Source organism: Acinetobacter nectaris CIP 110549, from assembly GCF_000488215.1.
Lineage (GTDB): Bacteria > Pseudomonadota > Gammaproteobacteria > Pseudomonadales > Moraxellaceae > Acinetobacter > Acinetobacter nectaris.
This window is the reverse complement of sequence record NZ_KI530723.1, coordinates 416934-442268: the sequence shown is the minus strand read 5'-3', so window position 1 is coordinate 442268 and position 25335 is coordinate 416934. Positions and strand designations below refer to the sequence as shown.

Here is a 25335-nt window from a genome sequence, read left to right as displayed (position 1 = left end):
CGTTACAAATAAAAAACAGAGTAGTTAACACGTTTGTAATTTATTTTTAAATGCAGTCCATTCACTTGTTTTCTGATCCCAAAAAAAGAGCTCTGCTTGTTGTAGTTCTTCTAGAGAGAGTAGAATATCTTTGCCCTTTTTTTCATTGAAGCCTGTGCTAATCACTAAGCCTTCCTCAGATATTTCCATAATCCAACCTTGATATGAAATATGAGGGAATACTATTTTTTGTTGATTACCTGATTCTGCAAATGCAATTAAAAATTCAAGTTGTTGGTCAGACATTAAAAATCACCATTTAAGTAAGGGAAGGGGTTTGTTGCGCCACGTCCTTTGCCTGTTAAATAAATACCATAATGTAGATGGCTCGCGGTATGTTTAGCATTGCCACTATTACCGACATAACCAATTGTATCACCAATATGTATCTCATCTCCGATACTTAAACCACGTTTATGGCGTAAGAGATGGGCATAATAATGCCATGATCCACTTGGCCCTAAAATCCAAACAACATTTCCACCGAGAGTATTACTTTGTAGGCTTGCAATAATTCCCTCTGTGGTACTTGTGATAGGTGTTCCACGTGGAGCCATAATATCTATGCCTTCATGACGTCTTCCTGCACTACGTGCAACGCCCCAAGTGTCAGTGAGCTGTTGCTTTTGTATACCTTTTACAGGAATAGGAAGTATAGGACTTAAGGGGAGTTGTTTTAGATATTGTACTTGAGAAGCAGGAAGTACTTTCGTTTTGTTCGGCGTGTGCTGACAAGCACTTAAAATAAAAAGGCTATAGATTAGTATGAATATAAAACGTAATTGGTGCACGATTGAATATCCTATAAATAGTGCTTTTCATCCAGTGTTAGCATTGTATAGTGCTTTATAATTTTTTGCATCGCTGTAGGAATCCCTCTTTTTTTCGCTTCATCTAAGCTAATCCACTCTCCACCAATTTGATCTGTTATATGTTGCTTTTGATCATGTGTAATGTTGATACAGTGTGTGTCAAGCAACCATGTAAAGTGAGTAAAGCTATGTTTAATTTGGAATTCTAGTTGAGAGGAAGGCAGTTGAAGTGCTTCATATTCTGATTGAACTTCATGGTCATAAATAGGCAAGCTCCAAAGGCCACCCCATAGCCCAAGAGAAGGACGTTGATACCATAGCCATGTATCTTCGCATTTTAGGAGCAATACATTTGCTTGTTTAATTGGTACAGGCTTTTTGGTTTTTTTAAATGGTAACTCGTTTTCTAAACCTTGTTGATGTGCTTTACAGTGCGCTTGCATTGGACAGTATAAGCATAAAGGTTTCTTTGGCGTGCACACTGTTGCGCCTAAATCCATAATTGCTTGTGTGTAATCATGGTTGCGCTCTGTTGGACAAAGTGTGGTTGCCAATGCCCACATTTCTTTTTCATGAACAGATTTGCTGAGATCATTTTCAATGGCAAAGAAGCGAGCCAGTACACGTTTCACATTGCCATCCATAATGACGCCGTATTTACGTAATCCCAATGACATGAGTGCACCTGCAGTTGAGCGCCCAATACCGGGAAGTGCGATCCATTCTTCAAAGTTTTGAGGGAGTTCTCCTCCCATTTGAACAATTTGGTTTGCTGCTTTATGTAGGTTTCTTGCGCGTGCGTAGTATCCAAGCCCTGCCCAATAGGGTGCAACATCTTCCCAAGATGCATTGCCGAGCGCAACTACTGTTGGAAAACGCTCAATAAAACGATCAAAGTATTTCAGTACAGTTTTAACTTGTGTTTGCTGAAGCATAATTTCAGATACCCAAACTTTATATGGGTTGTCGGAAACTTGCCAAGGCAAGTCATGGCGACCATATTGATCGAACCATGTAAGTAATGCTTGAGAAAAAGAAAACTGTGACATATTAACCCTACTTTTATCAGTAGCGTATTATAAGTCTAAATGAATTAAAAACGAATGTTCACTTTACAATTTGTGAAGCTTAGAACTAGGTTTTAGTCTAGTTCAGGTTGATGTACACCCCAACGTTTATCGAGTTGTAGTTCTTGTTTTGAGTAACGTGGAATCACATGAATGTGTAAGTGTTCTGCGCGTTCTGCAAACACATCACCATCATTAAACCCAATATGATAACCAGAGGGTTTATATCGCATTTCAAGCTCATTACGTGCTTTATCGAGCAAAGACATTAAGCTTTTACGTTCTTGGTCTGTTACTTCGAAGAAAGAACTGATATGGCGTAAAGGAACAATAACAACATGACCTTTAGATAAAGAAGCAGGTTCAGGAAAGACTATACCAAACTCATTCTTTGCGATGATGTCGTATTCATCCACGTCACAATACATACAGTTTTCTGTAGACATGATGTGTTTCCTTTTGCCATATCAATGATGATATGAAAATTCTAATATATATCATCAACTTTGTGGATTATCTTTAGTCTAGTGCAGATTTTAAAAGGCTATCTAAGGCAATTAAACTTTTCTGTTCAGCTTGTGCGTTATAGGCAACATCTACCCCTGTTTTTTTAGAGCGCTCATCTGCCAATGGATTCATGAAGCCATGTTTTGCATTTTCTAATACCAAAATATGATGTTTCACGTCGGCATTATCGAGCTCTTGCGCAATATTATTGACATCTTCTAGGCTAACCATGCTGTCATCTTTACCATGACAGATAAGCGTATTGGCTTTAAATACACCTTTTTGTGCAGGGTTCTGTGTTTGTAAGTTGCCATGGAATGAGGCAACCGCTTGTAGTGGTGCACCTGCTCGAGCAAGTTCTAAAACAACTTTTCCACCAAAGCAAAAACCGATTGCAGCGAGTTGGTTTGAATTGACTTCAGGCTGTGCTGCAAGTGTTGCAAGTGCAGCATTGGCACGTTTGACAAGTGTATTTGGTTCAGCAAATGTTTCATTCATCCACGCATGTGCTTGGCTTGCTTCATCAGTTGTTTTTTTATCGCCATACATGTCTATTGCCAAGGCCGCATAGCCTTTTCTTGCAAGGTCTTTGGTACGTTGAACTGTATATTCATCGCGTCCCCACCATTCAGGCCCAACAATAATGCCTGCAACCGTCTGATCTGTTACAGGTGCCGCAAAGAAGCCAATGAGTTTTTTACCGTCATGTGCAGAATATTCGATTTCGCGTGTAATAATTTCAGTCATTTTTGTCCCTATTAAAGATACCAATTATTGTAGGAAGGCTTAATTTTTTGATTTAAATGATATGAATATAAGTAAAGATCAATCAGACGATCGTTTGTTATATTTCGCTTCTTATGATGTTGTGATTCTAGACAGTCGTCAATGTTTTTATGTGTTAAAAAGCAAATAAAATGGCTGTGATAAGAGATACATCTTCGCTTTCTTGAACTGTTATAATATGTACTTTGTTGCACCCAAATAGGTTGAAAAAGATGGCTTCGTTACGTCCATCATTTTGGAAAAAATATCCATTAGCAGCGCTAAATACAGATGAATGGGAAGCATTGTGCGATGGTTGTGGGCAGTGTTGTTTAATTAAGCTTGAAGATGATGAAACGGATGAAGTGGCTTATACAAAAGTGGCTTGTCAGCTTTTAGATTGTACAACAGGGCATTGTTCAGATTACATCCATCGTAAAAACTTTGTACCTGATTGTATTCAACTTACAATGCAAAAAATCGCTGAAATTTCATATTGGTTACCGACGAGTTGTGCCTATCGCCGTTTATATGAGGGGAAAAGCTTACCTTCATGGCATTATTTAAATACAGGTTCTAGAAAGACTGTTATTCAAGCTAAAAAATCTGTTGCAGGACGTTGTATTTCGGAAAAAGACATCAATGATGATGACATTGATGAATATATTGTACGTTGGGTAAGATAGCCCAACGTACTAGTTTATATCAATTAGTGTGCGTGTTTATGTCCATGAGATTGCTGACGTTCTGCCCATGCTTTTTTTATAATTTGTAGCCCACCTGAAAAACCAAGTACAGCCATAATAAAAGCAACAATTAAGTCGGGAAGAATACTTTGCGTACCAAATACACCCAGTGCAGCAAGTAAAACGGCAACATTACCAATCGCATCGTTACGGCTACAAATCCATACAGAGCGCATGTTTGAGTCACCATCTCTAAATGTATAAAGGACTAATGCGCTAATAATATTTGCCCCAAGTGCTAAAACACCAATTAGCCCCATAGTGATGGCTTCAGGTGGCTGTCCATTGGCATAAGACCATACGACTTTACCAACCACGAGACCTGCAAATAACAACATCATTGCACCTTTGAGCAATGCTGCATTGGCACGCCAATATAAGCTCATACTTAATGCAATAAGTGACAAAATATAATTAAAAGAGTCACCTGCAAAGTCGAGTGCATCTGCCCAAAGCGCGGCAGAACCCGATTGCATCCCACCAATGACTTCAGTAAGAAACAGGCTTAAATTGAGTACGAGTGCAATCCATAAAGCATTGCGAAATTTTTTTGAGTACGACTTTTTTGGAATGTCGTGACTGCAAGCGCATCCAGCCATTTGAAAATCCCCCAGAACTTATTTAAACTCATTAGAAAGCTTGGAGTAACTCTAAGGTCAAGAGGTAAATATGAAATTTACAATTGGTGAGTTGGCAAAAAAAACAAAACTAAGTGCAGATGCGATTCGGTTTTATGAAAAGAGAAAATTGATTGCCCCTGCAAAACGTGCTGAAAATAATTACCGTTATTATGATGAAGATAGTTTTACTCGGCTGACATTTATTCGACATTGTCGTGAGTTAGGCATGTCTTTAAAGGAAATAGAAGCGTTGCACTTACAATTGCAACATCCTTTAAATAACTGTGCTGAAGTAAAGCAAGTCATTACAGATCATTTGCAGCATGTAGAGGAAAAAATTGCACAACTTGAAGTATTTAAAACTCAATTGGCACAATTAAAAAATTCATGCCATTCCGATGAAACCATTCAAGCGTGCCAAATTATTCAGGCCTTGCAACGTTCAGATGAAGAGCAAGCTTTCGGGCAGGTAACAACGATTGATTTACATTAAGCCCAACAGAACACGTAATGTGCATGGCGATTTTTTGAAAAAAGCATGGCATGATGTGGCACATACTTATTTAAATTTTTATTTGATTACATATTATTCATGATGACAGACAGCCATATTCCTTTACCTGAGCGTATTCGCCCACGTGACTTATCTGAGATTATTGGGCAAGATCATTTACTCGGTGAAAATGCGCCTTTACGTCAGATGATTGATCAAGGTCATTTACCATCTATTATTTTTTGGGGGCCGCCGGGTGTTGGAAAAACAACAATTGCGCTCTTACTTGCACAAGCTGTTGACCGTCCATTTCTCAGCTTATCGGCACTCAATACAGGTGTAAAAGAGTTACGAGAAGTTATTGCTGAAAGTGGTGACTTACTTGCAGCGGTTGTATTTATTGATGAAATTCATCGCTTTAATAAGTCTCAGCAAGATGCATTGTTGGGTGCGGTCGAAAAAGGAAAAATAACCCTTGTTGGTGCAACGACTGAGAACCCTTCATTTGAAGTAAATAGTGCATTGTTGTCGCGTTGTCAGGTTTATACCTTAAATGCTTTGGATGAGAAGGCCATTACGCACTTACTCAATCATGCCATTGCAACAGACAAAATTTTACAAGCACGTCATTTATTTATTGATGAGTTTGAAGCACTGATTCAGTTTTCGGCTGGCGATGCGCGAAAAGCATTGAACTTACTCGATTTGGTTGCCAGTACATTTGATGTAGATGAAGATGTAAATCATATTACCAATGCATTGGTGGTAAAAGTTGCACAGCAAAATATTGCCCGCTATGACAAAAGTGGTGAGCAGCATTATGACCTTGTTTCTGCATTTATTAAATCTATTCGAGGAAGTGACCCCGATGCAGCCCTGTATTGGATGGCACGTATGCTCAAAGGTGGGGAAGACCCACTATTTATTGCACGCAGAATGTTGATTGCTGCTTCTGAAGATATAGGTAACTCGAATCCAAATGCACTTTTACTTGCAGGTGAGTGTTTTAGGTCTGTACAAGTCATTGGTATGCCTGAAGCCCGTATTCTTTTAGGGCAGTGTGCTGTTTATCTTGCAACCAGTGCGAAAAGTAACAGCACTTACCTTGCAATCAATAAAGCAATGGCACTTGCTGAAAAAACGCCAAATGTAGCTGTACCCCTTCATTTAAGAAATGCACCAACAACTTTAATGAAAGAGCAAGGTTATGGTGTTGAATACTTATATCCTCACGATTACCCTGAGCACTTTGTAACGCAAGAGTACCTTCCACCTGAGTTACAGGGGACAAAGTTGTATACTTCTGCACGTAATAAAAGAGAAGTTGAGGGTGAAAAATTACAACAACGCCGTTGGAATAAAGAACAGGAATAAATATGCAAGAAATTACATGGAGTGATTTTGAAAAGGTAGAGTTGCGTGTAGGTCAAATTATTGATGTTATTGACTTTCCTGAAGCTAGAAGACCTGCCTATAAGTTGGTTGTCGATTTTGGTGATGAAATTGGCATACGTAAGTCGAGTGCTCAAATTACTGATTTATACAATGCATCTAACTTAAAAGGTAAAAAAGTTATGGCTGTTGTAAACTTTCCAAAAAAACAAATTGGAAAGTTTATGTCAGAGTGTTTAGTCACAGGACTACATAATGAACATGGTGAGGTAGTTCTATGTGTTCCTGATGGCGATGTCGCACTAGGTACGAAATTACTGTAACGTTTGAAACCAGTCTAAAAATAGATGTGGCCATGCCGTGGTGTCTGTGCCTTGTTTGCCAAGTCCCCATCCATGACCACCATTTTTAAATCTATAAAATTGATATGGGACATGTGCTTTTTGAAGTGCGTGTTCTAATAAAATGCTATGTAGAATTGGTGCTGTTTGGTCATCTTCTGCATGTGAAAGAAATACAGGTGGCATGTTTGGTCTGACTTGTTCATCTACAGAAAAATCTGCTTCTATAGATGGATTTGACCTGTGTCCAAATAAGCTATGGTAAGCATGTGTTGTATTGAGGGGTGCTTCCATATGAACAACAGGGTAGAGTAGAGCGGTAAAGTCAGGGCGGGCTGATATTGAATCTAACACATCTTGGTTTGGATAAAAGTGTGCATTCCAACGTGTGCTTAAAATACCTGCAAGATGGCCTCCTGCTGAGAAGCCAAGCACTCCAATTTTATGTGCGTTATAACCATATTTTTCTGCACTTGCACGAATAATGCGGATAGCACGTTGTCCATCTGCAAATGGATCATAACGTGAGTCAGAGTTTTCTTTAATATTGGGTAAGCGATAAAGAAGTTCAAAAACTGTAAACCCTTGTTTTTTTAGCCATTTGGCAGTAGGTGTTCCTTCTTTATTCAAAGCTTCATGTGCGTAGCCACCACCACTAAGTACGAGTATTGCAATATGCTTATTATTTTCTTGAGTGGGTTGATATAACGCCATCATGGGCGCTTTTGCATCTTGTTTTCCAACATTCGTATTAAATAGAGATTCATTGGTAAGATGTTCATTTGGCCATAGTGCAATATTTATTGGCTGTGCTGAGATAGACATTGATGTCATGAGTAATGCACAAATAAATAGAAAATAATTTTTTATCATGGATATTAATCACTTGACTTGATATATGAGTTTTAAAATGAATTTTGATGCATTTGTATTTAATTTAGCTTGAAAAAATAGAGTAATTTTTTATAGGTTGTAATTGTATGTAGATTAAAGCTTTATTTTTATAAACTTATACTTGTAAAAAAAACCGAGTGATAACACTCGGTTTTTTATGATGTTTGGAATTAGATGCTATCTAAGTTTACGCCTAAACGGTGTGCAACTTCTTCATATGCTTCTACAACATCACCAAGTCCTTGACGGAAACGGTCTTTATCTAATTTTTTCTTTGTTTCTTTATCCCATAGACGGCAACCATCTGGTGAGAATTCATCACCAAGCACGATGCGGTCATGGAACACGCCAAATTCAAGTTTGAAGTCGACAAGAATCATGCCAGCTTCATTAAACAAAGCAGTAAGTACTTCATTTACTTTATATGTAAGTACTTTCATTTGAGCAAGTTGTTCTTCAGTCGCCCAACCCAAAGCCACAGATTGTGACTCGTTGACCATTGGATCACCTAAAGCATCATCTTTGAAGAATAGTTCAAATGTAGGTGGTGTAAGTTGTTTGCCTTCCTCAACACCTAAACGACGGCATAAAGAGCCCGCAGCATAGTTACGAATTACACATTCTACAGGGATCATATCTAGTTTTTTAACTAAAACTTCGCTTGGATTGATCAGTTTCTCAAAATGAGTTTCGATACCTGCTTCAGCAAGTTTTTCCATAATAAAGGCATTAAAAAGGTTATTTACCTTGCCCTTACGATCCAGTTGTGCAACTTTTTCGCCATTGAATGCTGAAGCATCATCACGGAACACTAAAATTAAATGATCTGGATGATCTGTTTCATATACAGATTTTGCTTTACCGGTATAGAGCAGGGTTTGTTTTAACATGGGATAAACCTGTTTTTCAAAAGTAATGCTTAAAGTTTAGGCTGGCCAATTCTGAGAAATCTGATCTAAAAGCGTTTTTGCTTTTGTAGAATCAGCGAAGCTATTGTCTGGATTAAATAATACAAGTGTATTTTCTTTTCCAACTGCAGAAAGCTTAATGATATATGTACTATCATTCACTTGAATTGTTGCTTCATAATTTGAACGGCTTTGGTCAATGACCTTGTAATTCAAGTTACCAAGCGTTGCAAGTGTATACTGCCAAATAGTATCAGGTTTACCACTAACTTTCAGTAAAGGATTTTGCTGTCCATCTAATAATACTACTGGGTGAACATAAAGTGCTTGTTTTGCAGATGCTCTATTGCTTACGATTTCACCCGGGCGAGGCATTGCAAAGCGATTACCTTTTTGATTTTCAAAATCTGGTGCATGTTGTAATGCTAAAGGATCAATAATTGGCGCAGGATAAAGTGGTGTAGCAGGTCTAGCCTGATCACCTTCAGGGTATTGAAGTGGAGCAAGAGTTGTTGCTTTTTTATAGTCTAAAGAGCCGTTATTTACAGCAAGTTTAGTACTTAAAGTACTACAACCTGTTGCGGTAAGCACTGAAAGTGTAATGAGAGTTAGACCTAAACGTAATTGCATAATATTGTGCTCTTAAATAATTCCTACTTCTTTGAGTGCCTCATTTAAAGGCGTTCTATACTCTTCTGCAAGTGGCGTAAGGGGAAGGCGAATACCTGTAGACATGAGTCCCATTTCATATAAGGCCCATTTGACAGGAATTGGATTTGATTCGCAAAATAAAATATTGTTTAGATTTGCAATTTTCTCATTTAGGTTACGCGCTTCTTCGGCACTGCCTGCAATTGCAACTTTACAAATTTGGCTAACAGTATTAGGTGCAATATTTGCGGTAACAGAAATATTTCCTTTACCACCTAGAAGCATTAGTTCGACAGCAGTATCGTCATCACCTGAAAAAACATCTATTTTTCCATTTAGTTTTTCAATAAGTTCTTTGCCACGAGAAATATCGCCTGTTGCATCTTTAATTGCGATAATGTTTTTAACATCTGCAAGGCGAAGAACAGTCTCATTCTTTAGGTCAACGCTTGTACGTCCTGGTACATTGTAAAGAATAACTGGAATATCTGCAGATTCAGCAATTGCTTTAAAATGTTGGTATAAACCTTCTTGAGTTGGTTTATTATAATATGGTGTCACAGAAAGAACGGCATCTGCACCAAACTCATACGCTTCTTTTGTCAGTTTTATTGCTTCATGCGTTGAGTTTGCACCTGTACCTGCAATAATAGGGATGCGTTTATTCGCAACCCGAATAACTTCTCTAATGACTTTGGCATGCTCTTGCATGGTTAGTGTTGATGATTCTCCTGTCGTACCGACAGCAACAATGGCATTTGTACCTTGAGAAATATGCCACTCAACGAGCTTTTCGAGACCCTTCCAATCTACGCTGCCATCTTCAAACATAGGGGTGACGAGTGCGACAATTGAGCCTTGAATATTCTGAGCTAGCTGAGTCATTTTAAAAAAATATCCTATTTGGTCATCCATATTTTAATCAATAAAGCGGATGGTTAAAGTCGTTTTAAAAATTGAATGAAAAAGTTGATCATTGCATAATGCTTATCCAAATTATGACTGATCATAGTGTGAAGAACAACATCATTTGAAATAAGTCTATAAAACTTTATAGTCATTTTTTGTTATTTTTTCAACTATATTCGTTTGTTTATTAAATAGAAAAATATACCTGTTCAAAATTTGAAAAAATATCTACCGAAATATCTCATAATTATTTATGGTTAAATAAAATAAATGAAGATTCTAGGTTTCTAATATGCGAGATGAGAACGCTGCACTTATTATTGTAGATGTGCAAAATGGCTTTACCCCAGGGGGGAATCTGGCTGTTAAAAATGCAGATCAGATTATTCCTAGTATAAATATATTAGCGAAAAAGTTTGATTGTGTGGTACTTACTCAAGATTGGCATACAGCAGACCATATTTCATTTGTAGAAAACCATGAAGGTAAGCAACCTTTCGAAACTATAGAGCTTGACTATGGTACACAGGTGCTATGGCCAGCACACTGTATACAAGGGTCGTATGATGCCAATTTTAATCCTGAGTTAAATGTTCCTACAGCACAATTGATTATTCGAAAAGGATTTAATAAAAATATTGATAGTTATTCTGCCTTTTTAGAAGCTGATCATAAAACAGCAACTGGATTGCAAGGCTATTTGAGTACACGTCATATTGATACAGTTTATATTGTAGGTATAGCAACGGATTTTTGTGTGGCTTGGACAGCAATGGATGCTGTAAAACTTGGTTTTAAAACATATGTAATAGAAGATGCAACTGCAGCAATTGACCTTAATGGTTCTTTGGAAAAAGCATGGAATGATATGTTAAATATTGGTGTTCAAAAGATACATATCAAAGATATTTAAAAAAAGGACAGTAAAAATATAGGGCTACTATATTTTTACTGTTGGGATAAAGGATTAGCTCGCTGTTTTCATTTTAATTGTGCGAGTATCATTATTTTTTTTAGGATGAATAATAAGCATTAAGTTTTTATCAAAAACACCTCTAGAATATTTTACAGGTGAGTCAACAATATTTAAGCAAAGTTGAACATCATTAAAATAAAAAAATTCATCAGAGGTAGTGGCTTCTTTTTCTTTTTGCCAAGATGTTGGATCTGAAGTTTGTGCGTATGCTAAAGCATCCCAAACCAATTGATTTAGTTGCTTACGAAAAAAACGATTTAAGTTTTTATCAAAAAATACAACGAGAGGCTGTTGAGATTGAATATTACCAAAATGGTCTTTTAGTGAGTTTGTATAGAGAAGTAAACAAGAAACAAATTGATGATAATTTTTAAATTGTTCCTTACAACAAAAGCTATAAAAGAATTGGTCTGTGGTGATATTTTTTTTAGCGACTGAACAAGGAAAATCTGTTGCCAATGCAACAGATTGTAAATCTTCAATGATTTCATTTTTCCAACTTCTATCATGTATAAAATGATCTTCAGACTGGTAAATCATACAATTGCTCAAAAAAATATTTAAGGTTCTCGATAATTGTAATGATACATTAATTGAGTAGACAGTTCTGTATTTATTTTATGTTTTTTGTAACTAACTATGCTCTTTGGGCTTGGTCTATCATTGTCGTAGCAACGTTCCAAGCTGAAGAAATTGCTTTATGATTTCTAAATAATTGTTCATAAATGATCGCACCATCCAATAATAAGCAAATCTGAATTGACAAGCGTTTATGTTCAACAAGCTTCATATCTTTTAAAATTTCATTAAAAGTATCAGTTGTCCAATTTTTATAAGCTCTTGCAACATCTAAGGATGCTGTATGGTGTGGTAGTTCATCTAGTGCTTTGATAAACATACAGCCATAAAAGTCATCTTGATAAAACCAATTTTCAAACCAATCGAATATAATTTTTAACTGTTGGTAAGGGTCAGTACTTGCTTCTAAAGCTTTAGAAATACTTGCACGAATGAGGCGATCTCGTTCGCGTAAACATTCTGTAATAAGAATATCTTTGGAAGGAAAGTATTTATAAAAAGTCATTTTTGCAACTTTAGACTCAGAAATAATTCGGTCAATACCAACACTGGTATAACCAAATTGATTAAAGAGTTCAATTGCTTTATAAAGAATATCTTTTTGTTTTGTAGACATTACGAAGTCTCCATACTTTTAAATATTATCCATAAAAATATACAGGTCTGTATACATGGTTATGTATTGATTTGTTTAATAATGCAATAATAAATAGGTGTAATATCACAATGAGTCATACACAAAAATCTGCTAGAGAGTTAGCAATTAATTCATTAAGAAATTCAATTCCTTCAAATATCTGGAAAGATAATGAAGATAAAATTACTGATTTAAAACTGCGGATTTTAAAGCATCCATTATTTCAGCATGACATTATAAGTCTTTTAAAGAATAAGTCATTTAATTTAATTCAAATACAAAAAATTCATTTGGAATATGAACATAGTATTGTTGAAATATTTACAGATGCATTATTAATGGCACAGTTTCAAGCTAAGCAATTAGATAGTTATTTATATCCGACAATGAAGATGCTTCCTCGTTTTTTAATTGCATTTAATATTAATGATGAGTTTGGGTTAGTATCAGAACATAATAATTATGAGAATACGCCATTAAATTCACACTTTTGTCTATTTAATAAAGTATTAGCTGATTTAGGTATTTCAACAAATAAACAGCGACAAGAATATATATACTCATCAGAAGCAATTAATTTAAGAGTGTTTCTAGAAAATACCTATAGTAACTATATAAAGGTTATTGTTGCTTTGGCTATTGCTGAGCAGCAAGTAATTACATTTTCTCCACCACTTAAGCAAGCAGTGAAAGATTTAGAGATAGATGTAGAGTGTGGCTACTATGATGTACATGGTACAACCGCTGATGAAACAACTGCAGCAGCAGATGACCTGCATGAAGAAGATCTATGGCTATTACTGAATCATGCCTTGCATGTTTTCAGTTTTCATGATGTTGAGAGCATTGCATTTCAATATTGTGATTTATGGAATAGTTTTTGGAATAAGATGAAGGAAATTTAAAGATATAATGAAGGTGATCCAATTAGTATTGGTTCGGTGAATTTAGATGAAGATATATAAACAAGAGATTTAAAAATGGATGGGCTTGCTTTACTTACTTATATAATTACTGTGATTGTAATGATTGCAGTACCTGGCCCCGTAATGCTATTGGTAGCGAGCGCAGGATTAAAAGGAGGTTATTCACAAGCTTTAAAAACAATTTTTGGTACAAATACGGCTTCATTGATCTTAATTGCAGCATCTATATGTATTTTAAAAGGAGTTTTTAGTTTAAATACACAAGTATTTATCGTATTTAAACTGATTGGTTGCTTGTATATTGGATATTTAGGGTATCAGACATTAAAAGATGCGAGAGCCTTAGGCGATGAAGAAAAAATAGATACTGTTTCTCCACAGCGTGGTGGTTTTAAAAAAGGATTTTTTGTCGGTATTTCTAACCCTAAAGACATCATATTTTTCTCTGCATTTTTCCCTCAGTTTGTAAATGTAACGTCCAATATAAATAGTAGCTTAGTTGTTTTAACGGTTGTTTGGATTATTTTAGATTTTTTAACATTGTCTATTGTTTATATTGGTTTTAATCGTTTATCTAAGAGTAGGCATTATCCTAAGATTTTATATCTTTGCGGTCTTATTCTGATGTTAATTGCCATTTATGGCGTTGCCATGAGTGTAATGTATTCTTAGGTGAAAGACTTTTTTTGCCAACGCACATCGAATAAAGACAGTTTATGATGCAAAAATGCTTTCATCAATATGGAAAAAGCCATGATGTGTCCAAAATGTGGTTCATCTGAGTTAGAAATTAGAGACCATGAACAACGGTTAAAAACTTTAGGCGGTGTTGTCCTTGGTTCAGCGGGTGTTGCTGCGGGTACAGTAGGTGGTGCAGCAGCAGGAGCATCGACGGGTGCAGCCATTGGTACACTTGCAGGACCTTTAGGTGTAATTACAGGCGCGACTATCGGAACATTTGTTGGAGCAATTAGTGCTGGTGTGACAGGTGGTTTCTTAGGACGGAAATTCGGCAATAAAGCAGGCACTGTGGTAGATAAAAATATCTTTTTTGACTATCAGTGTAAGCAATGTGGTACTCGTTTTAATGCCTAAATAGAAATGCCAACCTTGTAAGACAAGGTTGGCAAAGTATTATGAAATATCAAGACATAGATATTTGGTTTCGAGGTATTCATCAATGCCTGTTTGTCCACCTTCGCGTCCAAGACCAGATTGTTTAATTCCTCCAAATGGAGCAACTTCATTTGAAATTGCGCCTGTATTGATACCCACCATGCCATATTCTAAGGCTTCGCCAACGCGCCATTGACGACCTGTATTTTGTGTAAATACATAAGCTGCGAGACCAAACTCTGTATCGTTTGCCATCGCAATCGCCTCACTTTCCTCTGTAAAGCGAAACAGTGGTGCAACAGGACCAAAAGTTTCTTCTTTAGCGACTTTCATGGCTTGAGTCACATTGGTAAGTACGGTTGGTTCAAAGAAGCGCGTGCCTAAAGCACTCGATTTTCCACCGATTGCGACAGATGCGCCTTTTTCTGTTGCATCTTGAATGTGTGAAAGTACTTTATCTACAGCAGCCTGCTCAATCAGTGGTCCTTGAGTTGTTCCTTCATCACGACCATCACCAACTTTTAGATTTTTTACTACCTCAACAAGTTTTTCGCTTAATGTATCGTAAATTCCATCTTGCACATAGATACGGTTTGCACATACACATGTTTGCCCACTATTGCGGAACTTGCTTGCCATAATGCCTTGGATTGCTTGTTCTAAATTTGCATCATCAAAGACAATGACAGGTGCATTCCCACCAAGTTCTAATGAGAGTTTCTTAATAGTCGGTGCACACTGTTTCATAAGAATACGCCCAACTTCCGTAGAACCAGTGAAGCTTAACTTTCGAATAACATCACTTTCACATAAAACTTGTCCGACATCTTCGGTTTCACCACTGACATGAATAAGTAAGTCTTGTGGCAGACCTGCTTTGAGTGCCAATACTTCCAGTGCATATGCCGTTAAAGGTGTAAGCTCAGCTGGTTTTACAATCATGGCACACCCTGCAGCAAGGGCAGGTGCTGCTTTACGGGTAATCATCGCAGCAGGGAAGTTCCAAGGTGTAATTGCAGCAGTAACACCAATGGGTTGTTTAATCACAAGAATACGTTGCTGGCTTTGTGTTTGTGGAATAATTTCTCCATCAATGCGTCTTGCTTGTTCTGCAAACCAACGGATGAATGAAGCTGCATAACCAATTTCACCTTCAGCTTCAGTAAGCGATTTCCCTTGCTCTGCTGTCAAAATTTGTGCAAGATCTTTTTTATGCTCAATCAGTGATTGATACCACGACAATAAGATATCTGCACGTGCTAAAGCAGTTTGTTTCTTCCAAGTATTCTGTGCTTTTTCTGCACGTTGAATAATATTTTCCACCGCAGCACGATCATGTTTTTTTACCCATGCTAAGGGTGCATCTGTGGCTGCATCTGTAACTTCAAGATAGTTTGAATCCTGTTTTTTAAAAGAAATATCAGGATGCTGAAGCAGGTATTGTAGTTCTGTTGCAATCATTAAAATCTCTCCAATCTTCGTATCTTTTATAAAGATGCAAAGCTTTTTTCTAGGATATTTAATCCTGCGTTAAATTGTTCTGTTGGAATAGTAAGTGGATAGAGGAAGCGAATGACATTTCCATGTTTACCACAAGTAAGTAACAGCAAGCCATGTTCCATTGCATGGTTTTGTATTGCTTTCGCAATATCTGCATTTTGAACTTCAACAGCAATCATAGAGCCTAGTGCACGGATATCTTGAATAACGGCAGGATATTTTTCTTTTAATGTCTCAAGCAATGTCACTAAGGTTTTACCAAGTGTATTTGCACGATCACACAATTTTTCTTCTTCAATAACATCAAGCACTGCATGTGCTGCTGCAACGGCAATTGGGCTTCCTGCATAAGTTCCACCTAATCCCCCTGCATTGGGTGCATCCATTACTTCTGCGCGACCAACCACACCAGAAATAGGGAAACCACCACCTAAGCTTTTCGCCATTGTAATTAAATCTGCTTTCACATCATGGTACTGCATGGCAAAGATTTGTCCTGTACGTGCAAAACCTGACTGAACTTCATCTGCAATGAGTAAGATGCCGTGTGCATCACAAATTTCACGTAATTGGGTTAGAAATTCAGTCGGTGCAATGTGGAAACCACCTTCACCTTGCACAGGTTCAAGTACAATTGCGGCCACATCATGTGCTGAGATATCTTCGCTAAAAATATTGTGAATACTTTCAATCGCATCATCTACAGTAATACCATTACATGCTACAGGGTAGCGCGCGTGGAATACACCTGCAGGCATCACGCCAAAATCACGTTTATAAGGTGCGATTTTTCCTGTCATTGCCATGGTCATAAATGAGCGACCATGGAAAGCATTGCCAAACGTGATAATACCGTGACGTCCTGTATATGATCTTGCAATTTTTACTGCATTTTCAACAGCTTCTGCACCTGTTGTAAAAAATGCTGTTTTGGCATCACCATCAATGGGTGCAAGTGCATTAATACGTTCAGCAAGAGAAATGTAACTTTCATAGGGTGTGACTTGATAAGCTGTATGTGTGAAATGCTCAAGCTGATTACTTACAGCCTTAATAATTTTTGGATGGCGATGTCCTGTATTGAGTACCGCAATACCACCTGCAAAATCTGTAAATGTACGACCATCTGTCGCCCAAATCGTTGCATTTTCTGACTTTTGGGCATACCAATCACACATAACACCTACACCACGCGGGGTAGCTTGTTGTTTACGTGTATTTAATGAGGTATTTGTTTCCATGGTGACATCCTTGGTGTTGATGATTACATCGTGCATATACAATGCTTTATAATGTAAAGATTAATCTAACTTTTCTTATGCTCTAATGTGTCTTGTTTTATAGGTATTGACGAGAGCCATTGTCTTAAATTTGGAGGGTACCAATTGCGTAGTCTGCTTGGAGATTATGTCTTACAGCATTTACAAAATGAGCAAAGTGGCGCATTGCACAGTCGCTTATTTCGCTGTTTAAGACATGCTATTGTGAATGGGGTGGTACAGTCCAATACACGGCTACCTGCATCACGCGATCTTGCACAGGAAATACATGTTTCGAGAAATACAGTACTAAGTGCTTACGATCAGTTGCAAGCAGAAGGATATGTCGAAGCAAAAACAGGGCATGGCACATGGGTTTCGAGCACTATCCCAGATACTTTTTTATCTTCATTATTAGATAAAACTTCGCAAAAAGAAGAGAAAAGTAAAGATGCTCAATATGAAATTTCTCAACGAGGACAGTTTTTAATTGAAAATGCGGCTGCATCGCCGTATCAATGGGGAGCTTTTGTTCCCGGTGCACCCGATGTCACGGCATTTCCGCATCATATTTTTCAGCGTATTCAAGCCAAGCTGAGTAAATCTCCCCAAGTGGAACAGCTTATCTATAGTCATGAGGGCGGTTGCCTAAGGCTACGTTTGGCTTTGGCACAGTACTTAAAAGTTTCTAGGTCTGTTGCATGCGATGCAGATCAAATTATTATTACAGAGGGAATTCACCAAGGCATTGATTTAATTACTCGCTTACTTGCGGATGTTGGCGATACTGCATGGGTTGAAGAACCGGGGTATTGGGGAGTAAAGAACAACCTTAATGTGAATGGGTTGGCTGTAGAACCAATACCAATCGATGATGAGGGATTATGTTTACCCATTGAATCTAATCAGATTTCACCAAAACTTATTTTTGTGACGCCTTCTCATCAATACCCTTTAGGGCCACATTTAAGTTTACAACGCCGTAAGCAATTGATTAATTTCGCACGTGAAAATCAGAGTTGGATTGTCGAAGATGACTATGACAGTGAGTTTCGTTTTTCAGGACAACCTTATCCTTCTTTACAGGGGTTAGAAAAGAATAGTCCTGTGATCTACATGGGAACATTTAGTAAAACTATTTATCCTGCTTTGCGTATTGGATATGTTGTTGTGCCTAAAAATTTGGCTTTAGTTTTACGCCAAGCAGCGACTGAACTGTATCGTGGAGGACATACGTTGCTCCAAAATACGTTAGCTGAGTTTATAGAAGAGGGACATTATGAGGCACATATTCGACGTATGCGATTACTGTATGCCAAACGCAGAAAGTATTTGATCGATCTTATTTTTAAATATTTAGGTCATACGTTCCTACATGAGTATGATAATGCGTCAGGCTTACATCTTGTACTGAAACTGCCGAAAGAAATTGATGATGTGGCTTTAAGTCAATATGCCATTCAACAGGGGGTAAAGGTTCGTCCGTTGTCTCAATATTATATTAATAAAAACATAGCTGAGAGAGGACTCTTACTTGGTTTTGCCTGTGTTGATGAAAAGCAGATGTTTGATGCATTTCATCTTTTAAGACAGTGTTTGAAAAAAATAATGTAAATATTGTTAAAAGTATTTGATTTATTTAAGTTTTAGATGTTTTTATCATTTTTGTATATTAAGTCACTTAAAGTATATAAATTATTTCATGTATTGCTTTAATATTTAATTAGTCTTATTTGGTTGTGGTTTTTGGCTATTCTGAGGTTTTAATATTATAAAAATTTGATATATTGAAGTACATTAAACATTCGATATGAATGTGAATATTAATAATTAGATTAAATGTAACGACCTAAAATGAATTATAAGTAGGCATATTAATGAAAAAAAAATACGTCATAGGCATCATGCTTTGTTTTTTTACGATTGTTGGAACGGCATGTTCTACTTCAGTACAAAACTCAAAAAATGAAGTTTCATCAAATACCAAGTCTAAATATGATGATAGCCAAAAAACGTTTGGTATAACGGCAGAGAGTTTTCGTCAGCAAATAAATGAACGTATGAGTAAAACAACTAATGAGAGGTTAGCTCCATTTCAAGTATTTGATATTCAGAAAAATAAATTTAAGGTCGATGATATTTCACAAAGAAATATTATTTTAGAGGGTACAGTTGCACCCAATGGAGAGTTAAGCTCCATTACTTATAAAAGCCGTATGGTAGATGATGAAAGTTTAATAAAAACAATGGCATTGGTCGATTTGACGGCAAAGGTTTTACCGCCAAATATGGATGAAAAGAAAAAAGGTGATTTATTAGAAGATGTGATAGAAGCATCAGTGGCTAGCCCTAAAAGTTTTGCACAAAAAACTGTGAATAATTCAGTCATTTATACGGTTGAGAGCTTACCTGATGGACAGTTTATTGTGACGTATACACCCGCAACAATGAGTTAAAGTAAAAATTCTTGTGACTTCATAATCAGATGGTTCGTGAGCCTTTCAAGTTGAGGCGATTGCTGTTGCCAATGATGCCAATATAAAGAGATATCTAGTGTTGTTTTTTGTGTAAGTACAACTAATTTAGTATCTCGTATTTGTAGCTCGGGAACCATGCCATAGCCGAGACCTAACTCAATTGCATCTACAAAAGATTCTGAAGAGGGAATGAAGTGGTAAGGATAGGCTGTTTTAGGAAGACCAAAATGTTCAAGTAATACATTACCATGCATGTTGTCTTTACGATTAAAAATAACAGCAGGGGCATGCTTAAGTACTTCTCTAGATATACCATTAGGAAACCAAGTACGAATAAATGCATCTGATGCGACCAAATGATAACGAACCTTACCTAAAAAAGTAGCATAGCACCCACTTCTAGGTTTTGACTCGGTAGATATACAGGCATTTACCTGTCCTGTTTCTAATAAATAATGGGTATAGTCTTGATCTTCTAACTGTAAGTTTAAGAGAATCTTTTCATTGAGGGTTATTTGCTGTAATGCAGGTAAAAACCATGTTGCTAATGTATCGGCATTAATAGCAATCGCGAGTTTAAAAAATTCAGAAGAAAGTTCTTTTCCTGAAAACTGTTGTAATAAATCTTGTTCTAAAATTTTAACTTTTCTTAAATAAGACAGTAACTCGTGCCCCGATTGAGTCGGTTTGCATGGACGTTCACGTAATAATAATGTTTTTCCTAAATATTGCTCAAGGGACTTAATGCGTAAGGTAATGGCTGAGGGAGTGACATGAAGTTGTGCACCCGCAAGCTCAAAACTTCCTGTTTCAATGACAGCTAAAAAGGCTTCACACTGTTTATCATCAAGCATATTTTACCTAAATTATTTTTAGTTTGACCTATATTTTCTTAATAATACTTAAAAAGCAAGAAATATATGAATAATACATCTAAATAGAAATATGGAATATAGGAGCTTAAAATGCTGTGGGGAATTTGGGTACAAGGTCTTGTGATGGGAGCTTGTTTAATTATTGCAGTGGGTGCGCAAAATGCACATGTATTACGCATAGGATTACAACGACAGCATGTTCTACTTACTGTTTTAATCTGTATTTTATGTGATGCAATTGCAATATCACTTGGGGTTGCAGGTGTAGGTACTTTTATTCAAAGCAATGATATTTTAATGAATATTGCACGTTGGGGTGGTGCTTTGTTCTTATTGTCATATGGCTTTTTAGCATTAAAAAGAGCACTCTTTGCTAAAGAGGGTCTTTATGTTGAGCAGCAAAATAAAACGCTTACTAGAATGTATGCCGTTCAATTGGTTTTAGCTGTTTCTGTACTTAATCCCCATTTATATTTAGATACGATGGTTTTATTGGGTGCTATTGGTGGGCAACATAGTGAAAGTAATGCAAAAATAGCCTTTACGATGGGAGCAATTTCTGCATCTATTTTATGGTTTACTCTATTGGGTTGGGGAGCACAAAAAGTTGCCCCATGGTTACAAAAACCAATCGCTTGGCGTTTTATAGATGGCTTTGTCGCTATAATGATGTTTACAATTGCTTCAGTACTTATATTTAAGCCCATATAATAGGAAAGAAAGATGTCACAAGAAAATCTATATATTGTTTTACTTGGTGGAAAACATGAAAAAGCAAATATAGAGGTTCATGATATTCGACCTGTTATTTGCTCGAATTTATCGGATGCTTATACTGCATTAAAGCAACAATGGTTTGGTGTACAAAAAGGTTTACATATTGATGGCTGGATGAAAATTAATGGTGTGCATTATCATAACCAGCCTTATAAAATAACTATTTCTGAGCAACCGCAGCTTTCAGATTTAAAACCTTATTTAATTAACTTAGGTGCATATATTCCTCAAGAGTTTGGTGAGGTTCATAAGTATCTTATTGTTGCAGGAACGAATCCAGCAGAGGCAAAGCAACAAGGGAAACAGGCAATAGAAAAACATTGGTTTAAACCACATACAGATGCAGTGGTTGATGTAGATGCTTGTATTGAATTAAGTTTGTTTGATCAGAAGCATATACATCTTGTTAAAGGCACATTTGAACCAAATAGTTTTGAAAATGACTATATTGTGATTGGGTAAGTGATGTCTAAATATAACGTAGAAGAGCAACATCTTTTAGAGCAATTAGATAATATTGCCGATGGTCTTAGTCAAACCTTACAACCTTTTTGTGAAGTTGTAGTTCATCATTTAAAAGGTGAGCAACAAGGTATTCACCGTATTTATAATAATTTATCTGACCGTAAAGAGGGTGATGATATAACCGCCTTAGGTCAAGTACGGATTGAGGATAAAAATTATCCAAATATTATTGCTAATTATGCCAATAGATTACCCAATGGTAAGCCGTTGAAGAGTACTTCTATTGGGATTAAAAACAAAGAGGGAGAGTATATTGCTGCATTATGCCTAAATCTGGATATAGCAGCATTTTCAATAGTACAAAATATGCTGGCTCAATTTACAGCAATTCATGACTTACAGCCTAAAGAAAGTTTACAGCCTTTGAGCCAAGAAGAATTGATTCATTATATAGATCAGTTTTCAGCGAAAAAGGGAATACCTGTACGAGGTTTGAATAGTCAGGAAAGAAAACAATTAATGCATGAATTAAAAAATGAAGGCTTTTTAGAGATTCGTCGTTCAATTGATTTAATAGCAAAACATCTTGGTGTTTCACGACCTACAATTTATTCATATCTAAAATAATAGTGTTTATAGCCTCACCTTGTAGTATTTTTTAAAAATTTAACTTTACAAAAAGTCATTAAATTAATATTTTGTAAATATGGTTTAATGACTTTAGAAGAGTGACGATGAAGACTATTCAATATAGTGATGTAGTTCAAGCACATGAAAAAATTAGACAGCACGTCAAAAGAACAGAAATTCAAACTTCTCAAACTTTAAATAATTTGTTGGATGCAGAAATCTATTTCAAATGCGAAAACTTTCAGAAAACGGGTGCATTTAAATTTAGAGGTGCACTCAATGCATTATTAAATTTTAATGTTTTACAACGACAAAAAGGTGTTTTGGCATTTTCATCTGGAAATCATGCACAAGGCATTGCATATGCAGCAAAAACTTTAGGTATACCTGCAAAAGTTTTAATGCCTGAAGATGCTCCAAAGTCTAAAATTCAAGCCACACAAGCTTATGGTGCAGAGGTCATTTTCTATAACCGTTATACAGAAAATCGGGAAGAAATTGGTAAGCGTTTAGCATTAGAGTATGAAATGACACTTATTCCGTCATATAACCATGCCGATATCATTGCTGGACAAGGAACAGCAGCAAAAGAACTTATAGAAGATGTGGGAGAGCTTGATCAAATATTTGTAGGACTTGGTGGCGGTGGAATGCTGGCAGGTACATTACTGACAGCAAAAGATTTATTACCATCTTGTGAGGTATACGGTATAGAACCTGAAACAGGAAATGATGGTGAGCAATCATTACAAGCTGGGAAAATTATTCAAATTGATACACCAAAAACAATTGCTGATGGTGCACAAGTAACAAGTTTAGGTTCGTTAACTTTTCCAATTATTCAAAAATATGTAACTGATATAAAAACAGTCAATGATTTAGAAATAAAACAAGCAATGCGATTTTTTGCTGAAAGAATGAAAATGGTTGTTGAACCAACAGGCTGTTTAGGTTTGGCATCACTTTTGAAATATCAATCATTATGTAAAGGAAAGAAAATAGGCGTAATTGTTACAGGCGGCAATATTGATTTGGAAAGATATGCTCAAATTTTAACGCTGAATTAAAAAATATTTATGCTTATTATTTACGAGGGTAAAAATATACCCTCGTAAATCTCAAAATTATTCGACTGTTACAGATTTTGCCAAGTTACGTGGTTGGTCTACATCTGTACCACGTAATACTGCAACATGGTAAGAAAGAAGCTGAACAGGAATACTGTAAATAATTGGTGCTAACCAAGGGTTTACAGTTGGAATGTCGACAACATGTTGGCGCTCTTTATTTGCGATTCCACTGTGTTCATCTGCAAATACAAAGAGTTCACCGCCACGTGCTTGTACTTCTTCCATATTTGATTTTAGCTTATCTAACATATCATCTTTAGGCGCTAAAATAACGACAGGCATTTCATTGTCTACAAGTGCTAAAGGCCCATGTTTTAGTTCGCCTGCAGCATAACCCTCAGCATGAATATAAGAGATTTCCTTGAGCTTCAATGCACCTTCAAGTGCGATCGGGTAGTTTGTACCACGACCTAAGAATAAGCAGTGTTGCTTTTCAACAAATAGTTCAGAAAGACGTAAAATTTCTGCATTATGTTGCAAAGTATCTAAAATGACTTTTGGACAATGCCATAGACTTGCCACAATTTCAGTAAGTTGAGATTCAGCTAAACGCTTTTTCACTTGACCGATTTTAAGTAGCAACAACATGAGCGCTGAAAGCTGTGTTGTAAATGCTTTAGTTGAAGCAACACCAATTTCAGGGCCAGCTAAAGTCAATAAATGATGATCTGTTTCACGTACCATAGATGAAGTTGGCACATTACAAATAGCCATTGTAGAAATATTTAGACCTTTATCTTTAGCACGTTTCTGTGTGTCTCTTAACGCAGCTAAAGTATCTGCTGTTTCACCAGACTGGGAGATACATACATATAATGTACGATCAATAATTACAGGTGAGCGATAACGGAATTCGCTTGCAATTTCGACCTGACATGGTAAATCAATCAGTTGTTCTGCCCAATATTTTGCAATCATACCCGCATGGTAACTTGTACCACAGGCAATAATTTGTATTTGGTCTATATTTTGAAAGCTAGTAACGGCATCACTTAGAAAATCATCACGCAGGGCATTGTCATTCAATGCTTGTGCAATTGTTTGTTGAATTGCTTCTGGTTGCTCATAAATTTCTTTGAGCATGAAATGCTTATATTCACCTTTAGATGCATGGCTGACAGTTGCATCTAACTCTTTGGTTGGACGTTCAATACGTTCTTTACCGTGGTTTTTAAAGATTTCAACAGATGTACGTGTTAAATGTGCAATATCACCTTCTTCAAGGTAAATAAAGCGATTTGTAATTGGTAATAAAGCAAGTTGGTCTGAGCTAATGAAATGCTCACCAATACCTACACCAATGACAAGAGGAGAACCCTCACGTACGGCAATTAAATCCTCTGGATGGTCTGCATGTACAATCCCCAAAGCGAAAGCACCTTTTAAACGGGGAACAATACTTTGAACTGCATTAAAAAGAGTAGGATGTGTCTTCATTGCTTCAGCAATGAGATGAGCAACAACTTCACTATCTGTCTGAGAAACAAATATATAGCCTAACTGTTCAAGCTCAGATTTAATCTCGACATAGTTCTCAATAATACCATTATGAACGACAGCAACTTTACCTGAAATATGCGGATGTGCATTTGTTTCCGTTGGCTTACCATGAGTTGCCCAACGAGTATGGGCAATACCAATATGCCCATTAAGGTGCTGCTCTTTGGCAGCTTCTTCTAAATTAATAACTTTACCAACACGTCGTTCACGTAAGATATTTTTGTTATTAATCAATGCTAGCCCCGCAGAGTCATATCCACGGTATTCTAAGCGCTTTAGTCCTTCAATAAGGATGTCACTAATATTTCGTTCGGCAATACCACCAACAATACCACACATATTTT

30 protein-coding genes are annotated in these 25335 nt (G+C 36.6%); 14 read left to right on the top strand and 16 right to left on the bottom strand.

The window, feature by feature from the left end; genetic code table 11:
* Positions 1 to 24 precede the first annotated feature (24 nt).
* The 5 genes from P256_RS08535 to P256_RS08515 form a co-directional block, all read right to left on the bottom strand.
* Complete coding sequence (locus P256_RS08535) at positions 25 to 285, bottom strand: hypothetical protein (RefSeq protein WP_023273287.1); 261 nt, start codon at positions 283 to 285, stop codon at positions 25 to 27.
* A complete protein-coding gene (locus P256_RS08530; RefSeq protein WP_040331977.1) occupies positions 285 to 833 on the bottom strand; it encodes a M23 family metallopeptidase in 549 nt (182 codons plus the stop codon). The genes P256_RS08535 and P256_RS08530 overlap by 1 nt, the downstream gene beginning before the upstream one ends.
* Positions 834 to 841: 8 nt before the next feature.
* Complete coding sequence (gene mutY / locus P256_RS08525) at positions 842 to 1900, bottom strand: A/G-specific adenine glycosylase (RefSeq protein ID WP_023273285.1); 1059 nt, start codon at positions 1898 to 1900, stop codon at positions 842 to 844.
* A 92-nt stretch (positions 1901 to 1992) separates the two neighbouring features.
* On the bottom strand, positions 1993 to 2364 hold the full coding sequence (locus P256_RS08520; protein ID WP_023273284.1) for an HIT family protein: 372 nt from the start codon (positions 2362 to 2364) through the stop codon (positions 1993 to 1995).
* 73 nt (positions 2365 to 2437) lie between these two features.
* On the bottom strand, positions 2438 to 3172 hold the full coding sequence (locus P256_RS08515; RefSeq protein ID WP_023273283.1) for a dienelactone hydrolase family protein: 735 nt from the start codon (positions 3170 to 3172) through the stop codon (positions 2438 to 2440).
* Between the two features lie 251 nt (positions 3173 to 3423).
* Here P256_RS08515 and P256_RS08510 point away from each other — a divergent pair, with 251 nt between their 5' ends.
* Entirely contained in the window at positions 3424 to 3876 is a 453-nt protein-coding gene (locus P256_RS08510) for a YcgN family cysteine cluster protein (protein ID WP_023273282.1), read from the top strand.
* Positions 3877 to 3899: 23 nt separating this feature from the next.
* Here the strand turns inward: P256_RS08510 and P256_RS08505 are convergent, their stop codons facing one another.
* A complete protein-coding gene (locus tag P256_RS08505) occupies positions 3900 to 4535 on the bottom strand; it encodes a cation efflux transmembrane domain-containing protein (protein ID WP_023273281.1) in 636 nt (211 codons plus the stop codon).
* A 70-nt stretch (positions 4536 to 4605) separates the two neighbouring features.
* Here P256_RS08505 and P256_RS08500 point away from each other — a divergent pair, with 70 nt between their 5' ends.
* From P256_RS08500 to P256_RS08490, 3 genes are all read left to right on the top strand, one after another.
* Positions 4606 to 5049: a MerR family transcriptional regulator gene (locus tag P256_RS08500; RefSeq protein WP_023273280.1), complete on the top strand. Its 444-nt coding sequence runs from the start codon at positions 4606 to 4608 to the stop codon at positions 5047 to 5049.
* Between the two features lie 102 nt (positions 5050 to 5151).
* Positions 5152 to 6423 (top strand): replication-associated recombination protein A, encoded by a 1272-nt coding sequence (locus tag P256_RS08495; protein WP_040332023.1) that lies wholly within the window; start codon positions 5152 to 5154, stop codon positions 6421 to 6423.
* 2 nt (positions 6424 to 6425) lie between these two features.
* The gene (locus P256_RS08490; RefSeq protein ID WP_023273278.1) at positions 6426 to 6764 is read left to right on the top strand and encodes a tRNA-binding protein; all 339 of its coding nucleotides are present in this window, start codon (positions 6426 to 6428) and stop codon (positions 6762 to 6764) included.
* On the opposite strand, the gene P256_RS08485 is transcribed toward P256_RS08490, so the two are convergent.
* The 4 genes from P256_RS08485 to dapA all read right to left on the bottom strand — a co-directional run bounded on the left by P256_RS08485 (position 6756) and on the right by dapA (position 10120).
* Positions 6756 to 7655 carry an alpha/beta hydrolase gene (locus P256_RS08485; RefSeq protein ID WP_023273277.1) on the bottom strand — a complete coding sequence of 300 codons (900 nt, stop codon included), beginning with the start codon at positions 7653 to 7655 and terminating at the stop codon, positions 6756 to 6758. The genes P256_RS08490 and P256_RS08485 overlap by 9 nt on opposite strands.
* A 191-nt stretch (positions 7656 to 7846) precedes the next feature.
* The gene (gene purC, locus P256_RS08480; protein WP_023273276.1) at positions 7847 to 8566 is read right to left on the bottom strand and encodes a phosphoribosylaminoimidazolesuccinocarboxamide synthase; all 720 of its coding nucleotides are present in this window, start codon (positions 8564 to 8566) and stop codon (positions 7847 to 7849) included.
* Positions 8567 to 8602: 36 nt separating this feature from the next.
* Positions 8603 to 9214: a hypothetical protein gene (locus tag P256_RS08475; RefSeq protein ID WP_023273275.1), complete on the bottom strand. Its 612-nt coding sequence runs from the start codon at positions 9212 to 9214 to the stop codon at positions 8603 to 8605.
* A gap of 12 nt (positions 9215 to 9226) precedes the next feature.
* Positions 9227 to 10120 (bottom strand): 4-hydroxy-tetrahydrodipicolinate synthase, encoded by an 894-nt coding sequence (dapA, locus tag P256_RS08470; protein WP_023273274.1) that lies wholly within the window; start codon positions 10118 to 10120, stop codon positions 9227 to 9229.
* 316 nt (positions 10121 to 10436) lie between these two features.
* On the opposite strand from dapA, the gene pncA reads away from it, so the two are divergent.
* Positions 10437 to 11057, top strand: a complete 621-nt coding sequence (pncA, locus tag P256_RS08465; RefSeq protein ID WP_023273273.1) for a bifunctional nicotinamidase/pyrazinamidase — start codon at positions 10437 to 10439, stop codon at positions 11055 to 11057.
* Positions 11058 to 11111: 54 nt separating this feature from the next.
* Here the strand turns inward: pncA and P256_RS08460 are convergent, their stop codons facing one another.
* Both P256_RS08460 and P256_RS08455 read right to left on the bottom strand, forming a co-directional pair.
* A complete protein-coding gene (locus P256_RS08460) occupies positions 11112 to 11660 on the bottom strand; it encodes a YqcI/YcgG family protein (RefSeq protein WP_023273272.1) in 549 nt (182 codons plus the stop codon).
* A gap of 97 nt (positions 11661 to 11757) precedes the next feature.
* Positions 11758 to 12315, bottom strand: a complete 558-nt coding sequence (locus P256_RS08455) for a TetR/AcrR family transcriptional regulator (RefSeq protein WP_023273271.1) — start codon at positions 12313 to 12315, stop codon at positions 11758 to 11760.
* A gap of 110 nt (positions 12316 to 12425) precedes the next feature.
* Between P256_RS08455 and P256_RS08450 the strand changes: the two genes are divergently transcribed.
* The 3 genes from P256_RS08450 (at position 12426) to P256_RS08440 (ending at position 14357) form a co-directional block, all read left to right on the top strand.
* Positions 12426 to 13241 (top strand): hypothetical protein, encoded by an 816-nt coding sequence (locus tag P256_RS08450; RefSeq protein ID WP_023273270.1) that lies wholly within the window; start codon positions 12426 to 12428, stop codon positions 13239 to 13241.
* Positions 13242 to 13316: 75 nt separating this feature from the next.
* Complete coding sequence (locus tag P256_RS08445; RefSeq protein WP_023273269.1) at positions 13317 to 13934, top strand: LysE family translocator; 618 nt, start codon at positions 13317 to 13319, stop codon at positions 13932 to 13934.
* Between the two features lie 69 nt (positions 13935 to 14003).
* Positions 14004 to 14357, top strand: coding sequence for a hypothetical protein (locus P256_RS08440; protein ID WP_040331976.1), 354 nt, complete (start codon positions 14004 to 14006; stop codon positions 14355 to 14357).
* 39 nt (positions 14358 to 14396) lie between these two features.
* Here P256_RS08440 and P256_RS08435 read toward each other — a convergent pair whose 3' ends face one another.
* Together P256_RS08435 and gabT are read right to left on the bottom strand one after the other, a co-directional pair.
* Positions 14397 to 15839 carry an NAD-dependent succinate-semialdehyde dehydrogenase gene (locus P256_RS08435; protein WP_023273267.1) on the bottom strand — a complete coding sequence of 481 codons (1443 nt, stop codon included), beginning with the start codon at positions 15837 to 15839 and terminating at the stop codon, positions 14397 to 14399.
* A gap of 26 nt (positions 15840 to 15865) precedes the next feature.
* Entirely contained in the window at positions 15866 to 17119 is a 1254-nt protein-coding gene (gene gabT, locus P256_RS08430; protein ID WP_023273266.1) for a 4-aminobutyrate--2-oxoglutarate transaminase, read from the bottom strand.
* Between the two features lie 144 nt (positions 17120 to 17263).
* Between gabT and pdxR the strand changes: the two genes are divergently transcribed.
* Together pdxR and P256_RS08420 are read left to right on the top strand one after the other, a co-directional pair.
* A complete protein-coding gene (gene pdxR / locus P256_RS08425) occupies positions 17264 to 18751 on the top strand; it encodes a MocR-like pyridoxine biosynthesis transcription factor PdxR (protein WP_023273265.1) in 1488 nt (495 codons plus the stop codon).
* 263 nt (positions 18752 to 19014) lie between these two features.
* A complete protein-coding gene (locus P256_RS08420) occupies positions 19015 to 19593 on the top strand; it encodes a hypothetical protein (protein ID WP_023273264.1) in 579 nt (192 codons plus the stop codon).
* Here the strand turns inward: P256_RS08420 and P256_RS08415 are convergent.
* Positions 19590 to 20468 carry a LysR family transcriptional regulator ArgP gene (locus P256_RS08415; protein ID WP_023273263.1) on the bottom strand — a complete coding sequence of 293 codons (879 nt, stop codon included), beginning with the start codon at positions 20466 to 20468 and terminating at the stop codon, positions 19590 to 19592. The genes P256_RS08420 and P256_RS08415 overlap by 4 nt on opposite strands.
* Before the next feature lie 111 nt (positions 20469 to 20579).
* Between P256_RS08415 and P256_RS08410 the strand changes: the two genes are divergently transcribed.
* The 4 genes from P256_RS08410 (at position 20580) to P256_RS08395 (ending at position 23428) form a co-directional block, all read left to right on the top strand.
* The gene (locus tag P256_RS08410) at positions 20580 to 21200 is read left to right on the top strand and encodes a LysE/ArgO family amino acid transporter (RefSeq protein ID WP_023273262.1); all 621 of its coding nucleotides are present in this window, start codon (positions 20580 to 20582) and stop codon (positions 21198 to 21200) included.
* A gap of 12 nt (positions 21201 to 21212) precedes the next feature.
* The gene (locus tag P256_RS08405) at positions 21213 to 21728 is read left to right on the top strand and encodes a DUF1543 domain-containing protein (protein ID WP_023273261.1); all 516 of its coding nucleotides are present in this window, start codon (positions 21213 to 21215) and stop codon (positions 21726 to 21728) included.
* 3 nt (positions 21729 to 21731) lie between these two features.
* Positions 21732 to 22358 carry a helix-turn-helix transcriptional regulator gene (locus tag P256_RS08400; RefSeq protein WP_023273260.1) on the top strand — a complete coding sequence of 209 codons (627 nt, stop codon included), beginning with the start codon at positions 21732 to 21734 and terminating at the stop codon, positions 22356 to 22358.
* Positions 22359 to 22465: 107 nt separating this feature from the next.
* Positions 22466 to 23428, top strand: coding sequence for a threo-3-hydroxy-L-aspartate ammonia-lyase (locus P256_RS08395; RefSeq protein ID WP_023273259.1), 963 nt, complete (start codon positions 22466 to 22468; stop codon positions 23426 to 23428).
* A gap of 57 nt (positions 23429 to 23485) precedes the next feature.
* Here P256_RS08395 and glmS read toward each other — a convergent pair whose 3' ends face one another.
* A complete protein-coding gene (gene glmS, locus P256_RS08390) occupies positions 23486 to 25330 on the bottom strand; it encodes a glutamine--fructose-6-phosphate transaminase (isomerizing) (RefSeq protein WP_023273258.1) in 1845 nt (614 codons plus the stop codon).
* Positions 25331 to 25335: the final 5 nt, after the last annotated feature.

Bases quoted from the DNA above. Each gene is read 5' to 3' on its own strand.
- P256_RS08535 (WP_023273287.1), bottom strand. From the start codon at position 285: ATGTCTGACCAACAACTTGAATTTTTAATTGCATTTGCAGAATCAGGT.
- mutY (WP_023273285.1), bottom strand. From the start codon at position 1,900: ATGTCACAGTTTTCTTTTTCTCAAGCATTACTTACATGGTTCGATCAA.
- P256_RS08520 (WP_023273284.1), bottom strand. From the start codon at position 2,364: ATGTCTACAGAAAACTGTATGTATTGTGACGTGGATGAATACGACATC.
- P256_RS08515 (WP_023273283.1), bottom strand. From the start codon at position 3,172: ATGACTGAAATTATTACACGCGAAATCGAATATTCTGCACATGACGGT.
- P256_RS08510 (WP_023273282.1), top strand. From the start codon at position 3,424: ATGGCTTCGTTACGTCCATCATTTTGGAAAAAATATCCATTAGCAGCG.
- P256_RS08505 (WP_023273281.1), bottom strand. From the start codon at position 4,535: ATGGCTGGATGCGCTTGCAGTCACGACATTCCAAAAAAGTCGTACTCA.
- P256_RS08500 (WP_023273280.1), top strand. From the start codon at position 4,606: ATGAAATTTACAATTGGTGAGTTGGCAAAAAAAACAAAACTAAGTGCA.
- P256_RS08495 (WP_040332023.1), top strand. From the start codon at position 5,152: ATGACAGACAGCCATATTCCTTTACCTGAGCGTATTCGCCCACGTGAC.
- P256_RS08490 (WP_023273278.1), top strand. From the start codon at position 6,426: ATGCAAGAAATTACATGGAGTGATTTTGAAAAGGTAGAGTTGCGTGTA.
- P256_RS08485 (WP_023273277.1), bottom strand. From the start codon at position 7,655: ATGATAAAAAATTATTTTCTATTTATTTGTGCATTACTCATGACATCA.
- purC (WP_023273276.1), bottom strand. From the start codon at position 8,566: ATGTTAAAACAAACCCTGCTCTATACCGGTAAAGCAAAATCTGTATAT.
- P256_RS08475 (WP_023273275.1), bottom strand. From the start codon at position 9,214: ATGCAATTACGTTTAGGTCTAACTCTCATTACACTTTCAGTGCTTACC.
- dapA (WP_023273274.1), bottom strand. From the start codon at position 10,120: ATGACTCAGCTAGCTCAGAATATTCAAGGCTCAATTGTCGCACTCGTC.
- pncA (WP_023273273.1), top strand. From the start codon at position 10,437: ATGCGAGATGAGAACGCTGCACTTATTATTGTAGATGTGCAAAATGGC.
- P256_RS08460 (WP_023273272.1), bottom strand. From the start codon at position 11,660: ATGATTTACCAGTCTGAAGATCATTTTATACATGATAGAAGTTGGAAA.
- P256_RS08455 (WP_023273271.1), bottom strand. From the start codon at position 12,315: ATGTCTACAAAACAAAAAGATATTCTTTATAAAGCAATTGAACTCTTT.
- P256_RS08450 (WP_023273270.1), top strand. From the start codon at position 12,426: ATGAGTCATACACAAAAATCTGCTAGAGAGTTAGCAATTAATTCATTA.
- P256_RS08445 (WP_023273269.1), top strand. From the start codon at position 13,317: ATGGATGGGCTTGCTTTACTTACTTATATAATTACTGTGATTGTAATG.
- P256_RS08440 (WP_040331976.1), top strand. From the start codon at position 14,004: ATGGAAAAAGCCATGATGTGTCCAAAATGTGGTTCATCTGAGTTAGAA.
- P256_RS08435 (WP_023273267.1), bottom strand. From the start codon at position 15,839: ATGATTGCAACAGAACTACAATACCTGCTTCAGCATCCTGATATTTCT.
- gabT (WP_023273266.1), bottom strand. From the start codon at position 17,119: ATGGAAACAAATACCTCATTAAATACACGTAAACAACAAGCTACCCCG.
- P256_RS08420 (WP_023273264.1), top strand. From the start codon at position 19,015: ATGAAAAAAAAATACGTCATAGGCATCATGCTTTGTTTTTTTACGATT.
- P256_RS08415 (WP_023273263.1), bottom strand. From the start codon at position 20,468: ATGCTTGATGATAAACAGTGTGAAGCCTTTTTAGCTGTCATTGAAACA.
- P256_RS08410 (WP_023273262.1), top strand. From the start codon at position 20,580: ATGCTGTGGGGAATTTGGGTACAAGGTCTTGTGATGGGAGCTTGTTTA.
- P256_RS08405 (WP_023273261.1), top strand. From the start codon at position 21,213: ATGTCACAAGAAAATCTATATATTGTTTTACTTGGTGGAAAACATGAA.
- P256_RS08400 (WP_023273260.1), top strand. From the start codon at position 21,732: ATGTCTAAATATAACGTAGAAGAGCAACATCTTTTAGAGCAATTAGAT.
- P256_RS08395 (WP_023273259.1), top strand. From the start codon at position 22,466: ATGAAGACTATTCAATATAGTGATGTAGTTCAAGCACATGAAAAAATT.
- glmS (WP_023273258.1), bottom strand. From the start codon at position 25,330: ATGTGTGGTATTGTTGGTGGTATTGCCGAACGAAATATTAGTGACATC.